Source organism: Streptomyces marispadix (genome assembly GCF_022524345.1).
GTDB lineage: Bacteria > Actinomycetota > Actinomycetes > Streptomycetales > Streptomycetaceae > Streptomyces > Streptomyces marispadix.
Map to the genome: position 1 here is coordinate 403,480 of NZ_JAKWJU010000002.1, position 16,765 is coordinate 420,244.

Below are 16,765 nucleotides of genomic sequence, written 5' to 3' on the forward strand. Positions count from 1 at the left end.
GTGGAGGCACGCGGCGCTCCGGTCTTTCCGGGGCCGAACTCGCCGCGTACGCGCGGCAGTCGGCGACGCGGGCGGTCCTCAGGAGGGCCGTCGTGCGGACGTCACGCGGTAGACGTCGTAGACGCCCTCCACGCTGCGCACCGCCTTCAGCACATGTCCCAGATGCTTCGGGTCGCCCATCTCGAAGGTGAAGCGGGAGGTGGCGACACGGTCGCGCGAGGTCTGGACGGCTGCCGAAAGGATGTTGACGTGCTGGTCGGAGAGGATGCGCGTCACATCCGACAGCAGCCGTGAGCGGTCGAGCGCCTCGACCTGAATGGCGACGAGGAAGACCGACGACTGGCTGGGCGCCCACTCGACCTCGATGATCCGCTCGGGCTCCTTCGTCAGCGAGTCGACGTTGACGCAGTCCGTACGGTGCACGGAGACGCCGTTGCCCCGGGTGACGAAGCCGATGATGGGGTCGCCCGGCACCGGCGTACAGCAGCGCGCGAGCTTGACCCACACGTCGTCGACGCCCTTGACGACGACGCCCGGATCGGAGTTCGCCCGCCGCTTGGCGCGGCGCGCGGCCGACGGCATCGGCGGTGCCGTCTCGGCGAGGTCCTCGTTCGCGGCGTCCTCGCCGCCGAGGGACTGCACAAGCTTCTGTACGACGCTCTGCGCCGAGATGTGCCCCTCGCCGATGGCCGCGTAGAGGGCGGAGATGTCCGCGTAGCGCATCTCGTGGGCGAGGGTGACGAGGGAGTCGCCGGTGAGGATGCGCTGGATCGGCAGGTTCTGCTTGCGCATCGCGCGGGCGATGGCGTCCTTGCCCTGCTCGATGGCCTCGTCGCGGCGTTCCTTCGTGAACCAGGCGCGGATCTTGTTACGGGCACGGGGCGACTTCACGAAGCCGAGCCAGTCGCGGGAGGGCCCGGCGCCCGGGGACTTGGAGGTGAAGACCTCGACGGTGTCGCCGTTGTCGAGCGTCGACTCCAGCGGTACGAGGCGGCCGTTGACGCGTGCGCCGATGGTGCGGTGTCCGACCTCGGTGTGTACGGCGTAGGCGAAGTCGACGGGTGTGGCCTCCGCGGGCAGCGCGATCACGTCGCCCTTGGGCGTGAAGACGAAGACCTCGTTGCGGGAGAGGTCGAAGCGCAGCGACTCCAGGAACTCGCCCGGGTCCTCGGTCTCCTTCTGCCAGTCGAGCAACTGCCGCAGCCACGACATGTCGTTGACGTGCTCGTCGCCCTTGCCGGTGCCCTTGGGCACGTCCGTACGGACCTTGGAGGCCCCTGCGACGGCCTGCTGCTTGTACTTCCAGTGCGCTGCGATGCCGTACTCGGCGCGCCGGTGCATGTCGAAGGTGCGGATCTGGAGTTCGACGGGCTTGCCGCCCGGCCCGATGACCGTCGTGTGCAGCGACTGGTACATGTTGAACTTCGGCATCGCGATGTAGTCCTTGAACCGGCCGGGGACCGGATTCCAGCGGGCGTGGACGGTGCCCAGCGCGGCGTAGCAGTCGCGGACGGTGTCCACCAGGACGCGGATGCCGACCAGATCGTAGATCTCCGCGAAGTCCCGGCCGCGGACGATCATCTTCTGGTAGACGCTGTAGTAGTGCTTGGGGCGGCCGGTGACGGTGGCCTTGATGCGGGCGGCCCGCAGATCCGCCTGGACCTCGTCGGTGACGACTGCCAGATACTCGTCCCGTTTGGGCGCCCGCTCGGCCACGAGGCGCACGATCTCGTCGTACATCTTGGGGTAGAGGATCGCGAACGCGAGGTCCTCCAGCTCCCACTTGATGGTGTTCATGCCGAGCCGGTGCGCCAGCGGCGCGAAGATCTCCAGGGTCTCGCGGGCCTTCTGCTCCTGCTTGGCCCGCTTGAGATAGCGCATCGTGCGCATGTTGTGCAGCCGGTCGGCGAGCTTGATGACGAGGACCCTGGGGTCCTTCGCCATGGCAACGACCATCTTGCGTACGGTCTCGGCCTGCGCTGCCTCGCCGAACTTGACCTTGTCGAGCTTGGTGACGCCGTCCACGAGGAGGGCGACCTGTTCGCCGAAGTCCCGGCGGAGAGTGTCGAGTCCGTACTCGGTGTCCTCGACGGTGTCGTGCAGCAGGCCCGCCATGAGCGTCGCCGGGTCCATGCCCAGCTCGGCGAGGATGGTGGTGACGGCGAGGGGGTGGGTGATGTACGGGTCGCCGCTCTTGCGCTTCTGGCCGCGGTGCCAGCGCTCGGCGACCTGGTAGGCGTGCTCGATCTGGCGGAGGGTCGCGGACTCGATCTTCGGGTCGTTGCCGCGGACTATCCGCAGCAGGGGCTCCAGCACGGGATTGAAGGGGCTGGACCGTTGCACGCCCAGGCGCGCGAGCCGGGCCCGTACGCGGTTGGAGGAGCCGGAGCGGCCGGAGACGCCGGAGACGGCGCGGGCCGGGGCCACCCGCTCGCTGTGCGCCTTCCCGGAGGTGACCTGGGCGGGGGCGACCTGTGCGGGGGCGGCTACGGGGTGCTCACCGGCCGCGGCGCCGGCGGTGCCTGGACCGCTCTCCGGGGTGCCCGCGCTGATGGGACCCTGCCCGTCGGGGGCCGCCCCGTCGCCGTTGTCACCGGACTTGCCGCGTCCGCCGCGCTGCGAACCCGCCGCGCCACGGGACCCACGGCGCTCACCGGGGCCCGCCGCCTTGCCGGGGCCGCCGCCGCTCGCGACGCCTTCGCCCTCCTGAGGCAGCTCGTCCCGTGCCGCGGCGAGAGCGCCGGGCCCGCCGGGCTCGGCGTCATGACGCTGTGCCGCAGTGTACGGCTGGGCCTCGTCTGGCAAGAGCACTCCTCGTTGGACCCCAGGTCGGACTGCCATGGTATCGACCACGGGGGCGACCCCGCCCACGGCCGCTGGTGGGGCACAGCACGAAGGCGGTCACCCGCGTCTCCTGGGGAGAACGTACCGGGTGACCGCCTCGCGGCAGTCTCTCGTGGTCAGACCGTGACCAAGGCGTCCAGCGGGGCGTCGCGCAGCGCGGGCTTCAGCCTGTCCCGGCCGCCGAGGAAGCCGAGTTCCATCAGGACGGCGATCCCGGTGACGTGCGCACCCGCCCTGCGGACGAGCTGGAGCGACGCCTCGGCTGTGCCTCCGGTGGCCAGCACGTCGTCGATGATCAGCACCCGGTCCTCGGAGGCGAGGTCCTCGGCGTGCACCTCCATCTCGGCGGTGCCGTACTCCAGCTCGTAGGACTGGGCGAGGGTGGCACCTGGCAGCTTGCCGGCCTTGCGTACGGGGACGAAGCCCAGGCCCGCGCTTACCGCCACGGGGGCGGCGAGGATGAAGCCCCGTGCCTCCAGGCCGACGACCTTGGTGGCTCCGCGCTGTACGCAGATGTCCGCGAGGGTCTCGGTGAGCACCTTGAACGCCTCGGGGTCGGCGAGCAGCGGCGTGATGTCCTTGAACATCACGCCCGGGACCGGATAGTCCGCCACATCGCGGATGCGGCCGAGCAGGAGGTCGCGTACGCCTGCTGGGACGGTCGCCTCTGGATCGCTCGTGCTGCTGCTTGTCACGCGTTCACCTGCGCTTTCCGGATGGGCGGTTGCGGCTGCGGTTACGGGAGGAGGGCTGCCGGCGCTGGGCTCGTGCACCGGCGGCTTCGTTCCGCCCGCGGGGGCCGACGACTCCGGCCGCGGCCGTGGCGGGGTCGACCTGAACGCTGCCGTGCCCCGGGCCCGGGACGCCGTCCTCAGGGCCGGTGCCGTCCGGGCCGTCGTCCCCGAAGTCGTCCTGGGCCTCACGGCCCTCGTTCTTGGCCCGCTTCGCATGTACGCGCCTGGCCAGCGCCTTCATCTGCGGCTCGCGCTCCTTGAAGTCGGCGACGAGCGGAGTGGCGATGAAGATCGACGAGTACGCGCCCGCTGCCAGGCCGACGAAGAGGGAGAGGGCGATGTCGTTGAGCATGCCGCCGCCGAGGAGACCGCCGCCGATGAAGAGCAGACCGGCTACGGGGAGCAGCGCCACGACGGTGGTGTTGATGGAGCGCACCAGCGTGGAGTTGATGCTGCGGTTGGCGATCTCGCTGAAGGTGTAGCGGGTCTGCTTGGTGACGTTGCGACTGCTCTCTCTGAGGCTGTCGAAGACGACGACCGTGTCGTAGAGCGAATAACCGAGGATGGTGAGCAGACCGATGACGGTGCCCGGTGTGACCTCGAAGCCGACGAGCGAATAGATGCCGACGGTGATGGTGATGTCGTGGACCAGCGCGATGAGCGCCGCCAGGGCCATTCGCCATTCGAAGGCGATCGCCAGATAGATCACCACGAGGACCATGAAGATCCCCAGACCCAGCCAGGCCTTGTTGGCGATCTGCTCGCCCCAGCTAGGGCCGACGAGCTGGGTGTCGATGTCGTTGCCCTCGACCTTGAGGTCGCCGGCGATGCTCTCCTTCACCTCGCTCGACTTGGCCGTGTCGAGGCCGGCGATCTGGATGCGCATGCCGCCGTTGCCCAGCTTCTGGACGATCGCCTGGTGCCCGGACTCCTGCTCGGCGATCTCCTTCGTATGAGTGACCGTGGCCGAGGTCTTGGGCGTGGTCAGGACCGCGCCGCCCTCGAACTCGATGCCCATGTTGAGCCCGCGCACGACCAGTCCGACGATCGCCGTGATCGTGATGAGGATGGAGATGCCGTACCAGAGCTTGCGGTGGCCGATGAAGTCGTAGCCGACGTCACCGCGGTAGAGCCGGGCACCGATGTTGCCGAGTCGCGACATCTCAGGCCTCCTTCGGGTCGGTGCGGACGGCGGACGCGCGTCGGCCGCGGCGCAGTGGGGGTTTGGCGCCGAGCCTTCTCGGGTCGAGACCCGACCACGGGTGGCCGCTGGAGAAGAACCTCGTACGGGCGAGCAGCGTCATCAGCGGCTTCGTGAAGAAGAAGACCACGACGATGTCGAGCAGCGTGGTCAGTCCGAGCGTGAACGCGAAGCCCTGGACCTTTCCGACGGTGACGATGAAGAGCACCGCGGCGGCGAGGAACGACACGAAGTCGGACACCAGGATCGTGCGCCGGGCGCGCGGCCAGCCCCGCTCGACGGCGGGCCGCAGCGTACGGCCCTCGCGGATCTCGTCACGGATGCGTTCGAAGTAGACGATGAAGGAGTCCGCGGTGATGCCGATGGCGACGATCGCACCGCACACGGCCGGGAGGTTCAGCGCGAAGCCGATCGCCGGGCCGAGCAGCGACATGATCGTGTACGTCAGTACCGCGGAGACCAGGAGGCTGAGGATCGCGATGAACGACAGCCCCCGGTAGTACGCCACGAGGTAGACGACGACGAGCGCGAGCCCGATGGCGCCCGCGATGAGGCCGGCTTGGAGCTGGTCGCTGCCGAGCGCGGGGGTCACGGTCGTGACGTCCGACTCCTCGAACGTCAGCGGCAGCGCGCCGTAGGAGAGGATGTTGCCCAGCTCCTGCGCGGACTCCTGGGTGAAGCTGCCGGAGATCTCCGCGTTGGACGACAGCCGCTGGCTGACGGAGGGAGCGGAGACGACCTCGCCGTCGAGGGCGATGGCGAACTGGTTCTGCGGCTGCTGCTTCTTGGCGAGCTTGCCCGTGGTGTCGCCGAAGTCGTCGGAGCCCTTGCTGTCGAAGGACATCGTGACGATCCACTGGCCGCGCTGCTGGTCGAACTGGGCCTTGGCGTCGGTGACGTTCTTGCCTTCGACGCCGACCGGGCCGAGCACGTACTTGACCTTCTCCTTGGCGTCGCACGCGAGGACCGGCTCGCTCGACTTCGCCGCGGAGGCCCGCTCGCTGACCTTGGCCTTGGCCTGCTTGCTGTTGCAGTCAAGCTTCTGGAGCTTCTTCGCCAGCTCCGGCGGGACGCCGGGCGGCTGCTGTTGCTGCGGGGGCGTGGTGGGCGGCGGCGTGGACTTGTCCGGCTTGGGGGTCGGCTTGTCGTCGGCGGGGGCGGCCTTCGCCTTCAGCCCGTCCGTCACGGCACGGCCCTGATCGCTCTGGCCGCCCTGACTGTCCTGGCCGCTCTGCTGTCCCTCGGTGCCGCCCGGTTTGTCGCCCGTCTGCGGCGACTTGGAGGGGGACTTCGAGGGTGACTGCGACGGCTGCTGCTGCGGCGGCTTGGGCTGCTTGGTGGTCGGCGCATACGTCAGCACCGGGCGGAAGGCCAACTTGGCGGTCGTACCGACCTGTTCACGGGCCTGCTTCTCATTGGTGCCGCGGGGGATGTTGGCGATGATGTGCCGGTCGCCCTGGGTCTGGACCTCGGCCTCCGAGACGCCCAGACCGTTGACGCGCCGCTCGATGATGCCCACGGCGGTGTTCATGTTGGTCTGGTTGATCGCGTTCGGCTTCCCCGGCTGGTTCTTGGCCTCGAGGGTGATGCTCGTGCCACCCGCGAGATCGATGCCCAGCCGGGGCGTGCTGTGGCCGGAGAGGAACATCCCCCCGGTCAGGCCCACCATGGCCAGCAGGATCAGAAACAGCGAACGCCATGGTTTCGCGTGTGCGCCCGGGCTCCTGCGGCCTTTCTTCGGTGCTGCCACCTTCTCGTCTCTCCTGTCCCAGCAGCCGGTGCCGGACCCAGGAGTCGAGTGGGGCCGCCACGCGGCGCACAGATGGTCTGCGGACGTGCTCCGCCGCCGGGCCCGGTCAGTGGCCCGGCGGCGCCGACCTTACTCGGAGTCGGTGCCCTTGCGCTTGGCATCCTCGGGCTGGGCGTCATCCTTGGCCGGCTTGTCCTTCGCGTCCGTCGCCGCCTCCTTGGCGTCACCGGCGTCCGCGGTGTCCTCGCCGTCGTCGCTGCCGGACTTGGCGAAGTCGACCTTGGAGCCCTCGGCATCGTCGTCGTCCGAGGTGAGGGCCGAGGCGTCGTCGGGCACGACGGCGTCGATCGCGTCGTCGGCGGGCGTGCCGTTGACGATCCGCTCGTACTCCTCCTGCTCGAGTACGGCGCCTACGGCGTTCTTGGCGTAGAGGGCATGGGTGCCGGGAGCAACCTCAAGGAGGACCGTGTCGTCGCGGATCTCCTTGACGGTGGCGTACATGCCCCCGATCGTGCGGACACCGGTGCCCGGCGTCATCTGGTCACGCATCTGGGCTGCCTGACGCTGCTTGTTCTTGGCGGACCGGGTCATCAGGAACATCGCCCCGATGAGCACGATGAAAGGGAGGAGAGTAACGATATTCACGGCGGGAGAAAGTCCTTCGCACGACCGCCTTCGGCGGCCTGGATTTCGGGGTGGGCGTGCCGCCCTTGAAGGGACGGCGTCGGCGGAGTCTAAGCGAGCCCTCGCCAATGGAACAACGTCAAGAGTGCCACGGGGGTTCCTGGACGGATCCTCACCTACGGGTCACTCTCCGAACAACCCCTGCTGGCCCGTGGCCGCCGCCGGGTCCGCAGGGTGCCCGGCCTGCGGCGGACGGGCCAGGCCCAGGTGGTCCCACGCCGCCGGGGTGGCCACGCGGCCGCGCGGTGTACGGGCCAGCAGACCCTCCCTTACGAGGAAGGGCTCGGCCACCTCCTCCACGGTCTCCCGTTCCTCCCCCACAGCGACCGCCAGCGTGGAGAGGCCGACGGGGCCGCCGCCGAAGAGTTTCACCAGGGCGCCGAGGACGGCGCGGTCGAGCCTGTCGAGTCCGCGTTCGTCCACCTCGTAGACGCCGAGGGCGCGGGAGGCGATCTCGCGGTCGATGGCGCCGTCGGCCTTGACCTGGGCGTAGTCGCGCACCCTGCGCAGCAGGCGGTTGGCGATGCGGGGTGTGCCTCGGGAGCGGCCGGCGATCTCGGCGGCTCCCTCGGCGTCGGTACGTACGTCCAGCAGGCGGGCGGAGCGGTGGACGACCTGCTCCAGTTCGGCCGGTTCGTAGAACTCCATGTGCGCGGTGAAGCCGAACCTGTCGCGCAGCGGCGGCGGCAGCAGCCCGGCGCGAGTGGTGGCGCCGACCAGGGTGAAGGGCGGCAGCTCCAGCGGGATGGCGGTGGCGCCGGGGCCCTTGCCGACGATCACGTCGACTCGGAAGTCCTCCATCGCCATGTAGAGCATCTCCTCGGCGGGCCGCGACATCCGGTGGATCTCGTCGAGGAAGAGGATCTCGCCCTCCTGGAGCGAGGAGAGGATCGCGGCGAGGTCCCCGGCGTGCTGGATGGCAGGGCCCGAGGTGATGCGGATCGGGGCGCTCATCTCCGCCGCGATGATCATGGAGAGGGTGGTCTTGCCGAGGCCGGGAGCCCCCGAGAGCAGTACGTGGTCGGCGGTGCCCTGCCGCTGGCGGGCCGCCTTCAGTACGAGGTCGAGCTGCTCGCGCACCTTGGACTGGCCGATGAATTCGCTCAGTTCCTTGGGGCGCAGCGCGGCCTCGACGGCGCTCTCGTCGGTCTCGGCCTCGGGACCGACGAGGCGGTCGCCGGCGTCGTACGACTCGGGCCGCCCGGACTCGTCCCCTCCGTGCGCTGCGTTTTCGCCGTACTCGTCGCTGGTCATGGCGCCTGCCTCCGGCCGTGGTGGTGCCCGCTGCCGAGCGCGTGAGGGCGGGCGTACGGGCGCAAGGCCGCCGCGAGTGTCTCCGTGACCGTGCGCATGCCGGCGGCCGTGGTGCCCGTAGTGATCGTGCCGCCCCTGCTCAAGCCCAGTCCCGAGCCCATGCCCCTACGTGTGCTCGTCCCCGCTCGCGTGCCGCGGTCGTCATGCCGTGTCGTCCCGCTCTGAGCCGCCCTCATCTCACCGGGCCCGGTTCAGGGTCTGGAGCGCGGCGCGCAGCAGTTGCGGTACGGGCGGCTCGGCACCGGAGGCCGCCGCCTCCTCGGCCTGCGGGGCGACCGCCGCCACCGCCTCGTCGGCCTCACGCGTCGCATACCCCAACCCGACGAGTGCGGAGTGCAGTTGGCCGCGCCAGCCGCCGCCGTGCGCTCCGCCCGCGGCCTGCCCTGGTAGGGCGGCGGACGCGGCCGTCAGCGGTTCGCCGAGGCGGTCCTTCAACTCCAGCAGAAGCTTCTGCGCGCCCTTCTTCCCGATGCCGGGCACCGCTGTCAGCGCCTTCTCGTCGCCGCTGGACACAGCGGCACGCAACGCGTCGGGCGAGTGCACGGCAAGCATCGCCTGTGCCAGACGCGGGCCGACTCCGCTCGCCGTCTGGAGCAACTCGAAGGTCTGGCGGGCGTCTTCGTCCTCGAAGCCGTACAGGGTCAGCGAGTCCTCCCGTACGACGAGGGAGGTGGCCAGCTTGGCGTGGTGCCCGACGCGGAGCTGCGCGAGCGTGCCCGGCGTGCACTGCACGGCCATGCCCACGCCGCCGACCTCGACCACCGCGGCGTCGGGAGCGAGCGAGGCGACGGTGCCGGAGACGAAGGCGATCATCGGGCGGTGCCTTTCGGAGCTGCGGTGCCTTCAGGGGCTGTGGAGCCTCGGGGGCCTGTGCTGCCGTTGGGGGCCTGCGTGCCCTTCGCGGCCCGGGACGGCGCGGAGCGTTTCGCGAACTCCTGTGCCTGGGACCGGGCTTGGGCCCGGGCGAGGGCCGACTGCCCCGTATGCGCCTGCTGCTGGAGCTGCTTGAGCCGCTGCTGCGCGGGCACCCGCCAGATGTGGCAGACGGCGAGCGCCAGTGCGTCGGCCGCGTCCGCGGGACGCGGCGGCGCGTCGAGGCGCAGCAGCCGCATCATCATGGTGCCGATCTGCTGCTTGTCGGCCCTGCCCGTGCCGGTGACGGCGGCCTTGACCTCGCTGGGCGTGTGCATCTCGACGGGCAGTCCACGGCGTGCCGCGCACAGCATCGCGACCGCTGCGGCCTGGGCCGTGCCCATCACCGTACGGACGTTGTGCTGGCTGAACACCCGCTCCACGGCGACCGCTTCGGGCTCATGCCGCTCCAGCCACTCCTCTATGCCCTGCTCGATGAGCACGAGGCGCTCCGGGACGGCGACGTCCGACGGGGTACGCACCACGCCCGCTGCCCTCATCGTCAGCGGCCTGCCGGCGGTCCCCTCGACGACCCCGAGGCCGCAGCGGGTCAGACCCGGGTCGACTCCGAGCACACGCACGCCCGTCCTCCTCGCTCGCGGTTGCGGCTGCGACATGTTCCCGCAGGTTATCCGCAGGCACCGACAATCCCGCCGCGCCTGGGCGCGCCCGCAGGCCCGACTGCCCGTGTTCCGTGCGCAGTCGGCCGTCAAAGACCCGCGGACACACCCGACGTCGTACGGCAGGGCGGCAGGCACGGCAGCACAACGGGCACGGCGAAGAAGGACGGGGCTCAGGCGGCGACGCCGTGGCTCAGGCGTCGACCTTCGCCATGACCTCGTCGGCGACGTCGAAGTTGGCGAAGACGTTCTGCACGTCGTCGCTGTCCTCCAGTGCGTCGATCAACTTGAAGATCTTCCGCGCGCCTTCCTCCTCCAGCGGGACCTGCACGCTGGGAAGGAAGCTGTTGTCGGCCGACTCGTAGTCGATGCCCGCGTCGACGAGTGCGGTACGCACCGCGACCAGGTCGGTGGCCTCGCTGATGACCTCGAAGTTCTCGCCCAGGTCGTTGACTTCCTCGGCGCCCGCCTCCAGCACCGCCGCCAGCACGTCGTCCTCGGAGAGTCCGTCGTCGCCCTTGGGGACGATGACGACGCCCTTGCGGTTGAACAGATAGGAGACGGAGCCGGGGTCGGCCATGGAGCCGCCGTTGCGCGTCATCGCGACCCGTACATCCGACGCGGCGCGGTTGCGGTTGTCCGTCAGGCACTCGATGAGGACGGCGACGCCGTTCGGCCCGTAGCCCTCGTACATGATCGTCTCGTAGTCGGCGCCGCCGGCCTCCAGGCCCGCGCCGCGCTTGACCGCGCTGTCGATGTTCTTGTTCGGGACGGAGCTCTTCTTCGCCTTCTGGATGGCGTCGTAGAGGGTCGGGTTGCCGTCCGGGTCGGCACCGCCCGTACGGGCCGCGACTTCGATGTTCTTGATCAGCTTGGCGAAGAGTTTGCCGCGCTTGGCATCGATCACGGCCTTCTTGTGCTTGGTGGTTGCCCACTTAGAGTGGCCGGACACAGCCTCGCTCCTTCGACGTCACCGACATGAACCAACCCGGAGATCCTACCGTCAGCCGCCGGGGGCGCCGACCGCCCCACCAGGCCGCACGCGATCCCCGGCGCGGCCCCTGCCGGTCCTGACAAGGCGGGCACTCACCGCGCCCGTTCAGGCACGCGCGGTGCGCACCGTCTCCACGAACATCGCGTGCACCCGGTGGTCGCCGGTGAGTTCGGGGTGGAAGGACGTGGCGAGCAGCGCGTCCTGGCGCACCGCGACGGTGTGCCCGTCGTGTACGGCGAGGATCTCGGCGCGCTCCCCGGTCGACTCCACCCAGGGCGCCCTGATGAACACCCCTTCGACGGGGCCGCCTTCGACGCCCTTGACGTCGAGGGGCGCCTCGAAGGACTCGTTCTGACGGCCGAAGGCGTTGCGACGGACGATCATGTCGATTCCGCCGACGGTCTCCTGCTCGGGCCGCCGCGCAGGAGCGCCGGAGCCGCCCGAGGGCTCGCCTTCGAAGACCGGCGAGGGGTCGAGGATCTTGTCGGCGAGCAGGATCATCCCCGCGCAGGAGCCATAGGCGGGCATGCCCGCCCGCACCCGCTCGCGCAGCGGCTCCATCAGGCCGAAGGCGACGGCCAGTTTGGCGATCGTCGTCGACTCGCCGCCGGGCACGACCAGGCCGTCGACCTCCGCGAGTTCCTCGGGCCGCCGCACCGCGACGGGGCGCGCGCCCGCCGCGGTGAGCGCGGTGAAGTGCTCGCGGACGTCGCCCTGTAGGGCGAGTACGCCGACGGCGGGTGCGGTCACTGACAGGGGCCTCTCGTACGGGAGTTGTGTTGCGGAAGTCTCGTCACGGCGTGTGCGGCGTCCCGCCGAGGCGGTGGACGGGCCGGGCCGCCGGGGCCGCAGCCGTCACCAGCCGCGTGAGGCGTAGCGCTCGCCCTCGGGCAGGGTGTCGCAGTTGATGCCGACCATGGCCTCGCCGAGTCCGCGCGACGCATCGGCGATGATCTTCGGGTCGTCGTAGAAGGTCGTCGCCTTGACGATGGCGGCGGCGCGCTTCGCCGGGTCGCCCGACTTGAAGATCCCGGAGCCCACGAAGACGCCCTCGGCGCCGAGTTGACGCATCAGCGCGGCGTCCGCGGGGGTGGCGACACCTCCCGCGGAGAAGAGCACCACCGGCAGCTTGCCCAGCTCGGCGACCTCCCTGACCAGTTCGTACGGCGCACGCAACTCCTTGGCGGCGGCGTACAGTTCGTGGCCGTCGAGCGACTTGAGCCTGCCGATGTCGCCGTTGATCTGGCGCATGTGGCGTACGGCTTCGACGACGTTGCCGGTGCCGGCCTCGCCCTTGGAGCGGATCATGGCGGCGCCCTCGGAGATGCGCCGCAGGGCCTCGCCGAGGTTGGTGGCTCCGCACACGAACGGGGTGGTGAAGGCGAACTTGTCGCTGTGGTTGACCTCGTCGGCCGGGGTGAGGACCTCGGACTCGTCGATGTAGTCGACGCCCAGCGCCTGGAGGAGCTGGGCCTCCACGAAGTGGCCGATTCGGGACTTGGCCATCACGGGGATGGTGACGGCCTCGATGATCCCCTCGATCATGTCCGGGTCGGACATGCGCGCGACGCCGCCGTCCTTGCGGATGTCCGCGGGGACGCGCTCCAGGGCCATGACCGCGACGGCACCGGCGTCCTCGGCGATCTTCGCCTGCTCCGGTGTCACGACGTCCATGATCACGCCGCCCTTGAGCTGTTCGGCCATGCCGCGCTTGACGCGGGCGGTGCCGGTGGCGGGGGCCTGGGCGGCGGTGGCGGTGGCGGCAGAGGCGGAAGACGGGGTGGACACGTATGACCTCACTCGACGGTAAAAGTACGACAGGACCATGGTAGGTCCGTTCCATACACCGTCCCGGAGAGGGGTGGCCTTGGAAAAGGGCCAATTCCGCTGCGGTGGACTGGGGGCGGGGCGTTGTGGCCTTACGTGACCGCCGGGCCACAGGCTGCTCAACGGACCGCCGGGGGCCGCACCCCGCGCCGTCTCCCAGGGTCTCCGTCGCCCCGATCTCCCTTACGCCGGCGCCCCGTTGCCCCGGTCCGCGAGCGCCGGCGGCGGCTCGTCGTCCATCTCGAAGGCCAGCGGGAACGGTGCGTACCCGGCCAGCCGCAGCCAGCGCACGGTGCGATGGCGGCGCAGCGCGCGAGCGGCCCGCACGGCGTCGTTGTGGAAGCGCCGCGCCATCGGCACCCGCCGTACGGCCGCCGCGAGTTCGCTCGCCGCCTCCTCACCGCCCGGCGCGGCCCGTACGGCCTCGACCTGCGTGCTCTCGTCGAATACCGCGCGCAGCGCCTGGCTCAGCTCGCTCTCGGCGACCTCACGCTGTTCCTCGGCGGCCTGACGGGCGTCGTGCGCGGCCTGGTACAGGACCATCGACGCGGCCGGATCGAGGACTCCGGCGGTGGCCAACTCCTGGGCGATGGAAGCCCGTCGGAGGAGCTGGGCGTCGAGCGCCGCCCGTGCCGCGTCGATGCGGGCGTGCAGCCGGTCGAGCCGTCCGGCCGTCCAGCTCAGATAGACGCCGACGAGGAGCACCGCCACGGCAAGCAGGATCAAGGTGGTCATCGTGGGCATGGCTTCCGCGCTCTCCCTCGTTCACCGGCCGGCGGCACGGCGGCGTCGCCGGTCACGGGCGTCATCGGTAACGGTCGGCATCGGTAACGGTCGGCATCGGTAACGGTCGGCATCGATCACGAGCGGCATGGATCTCGGGCGCCGTCGGTCACGGCGTCATCGGTGGGCGGCATCAGTCACGGGCAAGGCCGAAGCGGGCGAGGAATCCGATGCGTTCGTCGGGTGCTACCGCTGCCGCCCCGTCGGTGACGGTCTCGTAGACGGCGAGGATGTCGGCGCCCACGGTCGACCAGTCGAAGCGGCGTACATGGCGGCTCCCGTACGCACGAAGTGCCGCCCGGCGCTCCGGGTCGGTCAGCAGCCGCACGGCGGCGTCCGCGAGCGCGTCCGCGTCCTCGCTGGGGAACAGCTCGCCCGCCTCTCCCCCGTCGAGCACCTGCGCGAAGGCGTCCAGGTCGCTGGCGAGCACGGGGGCGCCCGCGGACATCGCCTCGACGAGGATGATCCCGAACGACTCGCCCCCGGTGTTGGGCGCCACGTAGAGATCGACGCTGCGGAGCAGCCGCGCCTTGTCCTCGTCGCTGATCATGCCGAGGAACTCAACGCGCCCTCGCACGCCTTCGGGCAGCTCCTCCACGGCCTCGTCCTCGTCGCCGCGTCCCGCGACCAGCAGCCGTGTGTCCGGAAGCGATTCGAGGATGCGCGGCAGCGCCCTCATCACCACGGGAAGTCCCTTGCGGGGCTCGTCGATCCGTCCGATGAAGCCGATGGTGCCGCCCTGCCACTCCGCCTTGGGCTCCGCGCGTGCGAAGAAGTCGACGTCGACGCCGTTGGGGATGACGACGGCGTCGCCGCCGAGGTGCTCGACGAAGGTGCGGCGCGCGTACTCGCTGACCGCGATCCGTGCGCTGATCTTCTCCAGCGCGGGCTGGAGGATCGGATACGCCGCGATCATCGCCCGCGAGCGGGGGTTGGAGGTGTGGAAGGTGGCGACGATCGGCCCCTGCGCGGCCCAGCAGGTGAGCAACGCGAGGGAGGGAGTGGCCGGTTCGTGGATGTGCAGCACGTCGAAGGCGCCCTCGTGCACCCAGCGCCTGACGCGTGCCGCGGACAGGAAGCCGAAGTTGAGGCGTGCCACGGAGCCGTTGTAGGGCACGGGCACGGCACGCCCCGCCGACACGACGTACGGCGGCAGCGGCGTCTCGTCGTCGGACGGCGCCAGTACGGACACCTCGTGCCCGGCGGCGTCGAGATGCTCCGCCAGGTCGCGCACGTGGAACTGGACGCCGCCCGGCACGTCCCAGGAGTACGGGCAGACGATCCCGACCCTCATCGCTCGCGGTCCTCCCCTGGGGCGGTGCGGCGCCCGGAGGCACGCTCGTCGACGTGAGCCGCCTCAGCGTCGGACCCGGCCGCGCCCGCCGTGCCGTCGCCCGAAGTGCCGCAGTTCGCGGGGCCGCTGTTCGCCGGACCACTGCCCGAAGTGCCGCTGCCCGCCGGGCCGTTCGCCGCCGGGCCGTCTCCCTCCGTAGCGACCGGCGCTGAGTCGGCCGCCGGGCCGTCCCCCGTACCGCCGTGCGGCTCCCCCGCCCCCTCCCGCACCGGCAGGTCCGAGAGCCACAGCCGCTGAAGCATGTGCCAGTCCTCCGGATGTCCCGCGATGCCCTCGGCGAAGCGGTCGGCCACGGCCTGGGTCATCGCCGACGTCTTCTCCTCCCGTGTGCCCCGCGAGGGCACCTCGACCGGTGGGTGGACCATCCCCTCCATCCGCGGCGGCTCCTCGTACCAGAGCGTCACCGGCAGCAGCAGCGCCCCGGTCTGCTGGGCGAGCAGCGCGGGCCCCGCGGGCATGCGCGTACGTTCGCCGAAGAAGTCCACCTCGACGCCGGAGGACGACAGATCACGGTCGGCCACCAGGCACACCAGGCCGCCGTCGCGCAGCCGCCGGGCGAGCGTGCCGAAGGCGCTGCCGCCGGAGTGCGGCAGCACCTCCATGCCGAGCCCCTCCCGGTAGGCGACGAAGCGGTCGAAGAGCGATTCGGGCTTGAGGCGTTCGACGACCGTGCTGAAGGGCGTCTTCAGCACGGTCGTCACATACGCGCCCGCCAGATCCCAGTTGGCCAGGTGCGGCAGCGCGAGGATCACGCCGCGGTCCGAGGCGATGCCGTCGGTCAGCCTGCGCAGCTCGTGGATGTGGACGTTGTCCCGTATGTGCGGCTCCTGCCAGGCCGGTAGCCGGAACGACTCCATCCAGTACCGCAGATACGAGCGCATCCCGGCCTGTGACAGCTCCCTGAGGCGCTCGGAGGAGGCCCCTGGCACCACACGCGCCAGGTTCGCCTCAAGCCGGCGTACGCCCTTGCCGCGCTGTCTCCAGGCGGTGTCCGCGATGGAGCGGCCCAGCGCCGCCGCGACCGGTTCCGGAAGCCTGCGCACTCCGGCCCAGCCCAGCCCGTACAGCGAATCGGTCAGCCGCTCGGCGGGAGTGCTGCTCACGCGCCCGTCCCCTCCGCCTCGGCGGCCTCACGCCGTACGGTCACCACCCGCTGCCCGAGAGTCACGAGGCTGCCGAGGGCGACGGCCCACAGAGCGATGGGCAGCAGGACGCCGATGTAGGGGACGCCGAAGGTCGTGAAGCCCGAGAATCCGGCCAGGACCAGGGTGATGACGAGCCGTTCGGCGCGCTCCACAAGGCCGTTGACGTTCACCGGCAGGCCGATGCTCTCGCCTCGGGCCTTGGTGTACGACACGACCTGGCCGCTGGCAAGGCAGAAGATCGTCACCCCGCACATCAGGACGCTGTCGCCGCCGCCCGCGTACCACAGCGCGATGCCGCCGAAGACCGCCGCGTCCGCGACGCGGTCGAGCGTCGAGTCGAGGAAGGCGCCCCAGCGGCTCGAACGCCCGAGCTGCCGGGCCATGTTGCCGTCGACGAGGTCGGAGAAGACGAAGAGCGTGATGACGACGGTGCCCCAGAAGAACTCGCCGAGCGGGTAGAAGACCAGCGCTCCCGCGACCACTCCTCCGGTGCCGATCAGGGTGACCGTGTCCGGGCTCACTCCCAGCCGCAGCAGCATCGTCGCGAATGGGGTGAGGACACGCGTGAAGAACGCACGCGCGTACTTGTTCAGCATGGCCGTC

At 70.6% G+C, this 16,765-nt stretch carries 15 protein-coding genes; all 15 read right to left on the reverse strand.

What is annotated here, in order from left to right:
* Positions 1-78 precede the first annotated feature (78 nt).
* The 15 genes from MMA15_RS01760 to pgsA all read right to left on the reverse strand — a co-directional run bounded on the left by MMA15_RS01760 (position 79) and on the right by pgsA (position 16,758).
* Entirely contained in the window at positions 79-2,715 is a 2,637-nt protein-coding gene (locus MMA15_RS01760; RefSeq protein ID WP_372498311.1) for a RelA/SpoT family protein, read from the reverse strand.
* 245 nt (positions 2,716-2,960) lie between these two features.
* Positions 2,961-3,539, reverse strand: coding sequence for an adenine phosphoribosyltransferase (locus MMA15_RS01765; protein ID WP_241057172.1), 579 nt, complete (start codon positions 3,537-3,539; stop codon positions 2,961-2,963).
* A 4-nt stretch (positions 3,540-3,543) separates the two neighbouring features.
* Positions 3,544-4,740, reverse strand: a complete 1,197-nt coding sequence (gene secF, locus MMA15_RS01770) for a protein translocase subunit SecF (protein WP_241057173.1) — start codon at positions 4,738-4,740, stop codon at positions 3,544-3,546.
* 1 nt (position 4,741) lies between these two features.
* Positions 4,742-6,529: a protein translocase subunit SecD gene (gene secD / locus MMA15_RS01775; protein WP_241057174.1), complete on the reverse strand. Its 1,788-nt coding sequence runs from the start codon at positions 6,527-6,529 to the stop codon at positions 4,742-4,744.
* Between the two features lie 129 nt (positions 6,530-6,658).
* Entirely contained in the window at positions 6,659-7,174 is a 516-nt protein-coding gene (gene yajC, locus MMA15_RS01780; protein WP_241057175.1) for a preprotein translocase subunit YajC, read from the reverse strand.
* 162 nt (positions 7,175-7,336) lie between these two features.
* A complete protein-coding gene (gene ruvB / locus MMA15_RS01785; RefSeq protein ID WP_241057176.1) occupies positions 7,337-8,467 on the reverse strand; it encodes a Holliday junction branch migration DNA helicase RuvB in 1,131 nt (376 codons plus the stop codon).
* A gap of 237 nt (positions 8,468-8,704) precedes the next feature.
* Positions 8,705-9,340, reverse strand: coding sequence for a Holliday junction branch migration protein RuvA (gene ruvA / locus MMA15_RS01790; RefSeq protein WP_241057177.1), 636 nt, complete (start codon positions 9,338-9,340; stop codon positions 8,705-8,707).
* Complete coding sequence (gene ruvC / locus MMA15_RS01795; protein WP_241057178.1) at positions 9,337-10,020, reverse strand: crossover junction endodeoxyribonuclease RuvC; 684 nt, start codon at positions 10,018-10,020, stop codon at positions 9,337-9,339. The genes ruvA and ruvC overlap by 4 nt, the downstream gene beginning before the upstream one ends.
* A 232-nt stretch (positions 10,021-10,252) precedes the next feature.
* Positions 10,253-11,011 carry a YebC/PmpR family DNA-binding transcriptional regulator gene (locus MMA15_RS01800; RefSeq protein ID WP_241057179.1) on the reverse strand — a complete coding sequence of 253 codons (759 nt, stop codon included), beginning with the start codon at positions 11,009-11,011 and terminating at the stop codon, positions 10,253-10,255.
* A gap of 147 nt (positions 11,012-11,158) precedes the next feature.
* Positions 11,159-11,809, reverse strand: coding sequence for a pyridoxal 5'-phosphate synthase glutaminase subunit PdxT (pdxT, locus tag MMA15_RS01805; RefSeq protein WP_277400673.1), 651 nt, complete (start codon positions 11,807-11,809; stop codon positions 11,159-11,161).
* Positions 11,810-11,908: 99 nt separating this feature from the next.
* Positions 11,909-12,841, reverse strand: a complete 933-nt coding sequence (gene pdxS, locus MMA15_RS01810) for a pyridoxal 5'-phosphate synthase lyase subunit PdxS (RefSeq protein ID WP_308290491.1) — start codon at positions 12,839-12,841, stop codon at positions 11,909-11,911.
* A 222-nt stretch (positions 12,842-13,063) separates the two neighbouring features.
* Entirely contained in the window at positions 13,064-13,615 is a 552-nt protein-coding gene (locus tag MMA15_RS01815) for a hypothetical protein (protein ID WP_241062921.1), read from the reverse strand.
* 181 nt (positions 13,616-13,796) lie between these two features.
* Complete coding sequence (locus MMA15_RS01820) at positions 13,797-14,957, reverse strand: glycosyltransferase family 4 protein (protein WP_241057181.1); 1,161 nt, start codon at positions 14,955-14,957, stop codon at positions 13,797-13,799.
* Entirely contained in the window at positions 14,954-16,120 is a 1,167-nt protein-coding gene (locus tag MMA15_RS01825; RefSeq protein WP_241057182.1) for a phosphatidylinositol mannoside acyltransferase, read from the reverse strand. The genes MMA15_RS01820 and MMA15_RS01825 overlap by 4 nt, the downstream gene beginning before the upstream one ends.
* Positions 16,117-16,758, reverse strand: a complete 642-nt coding sequence (pgsA, locus tag MMA15_RS01830; RefSeq protein ID WP_241057183.1) for a phosphatidylinositol phosphate synthase — start codon at positions 16,756-16,758, stop codon at positions 16,117-16,119. Before pgsA ends, MMA15_RS01825 begins: the two co-directional genes overlap by 4 nt.
* Positions 16,759-16,765 lie beyond the last annotated feature (7 nt).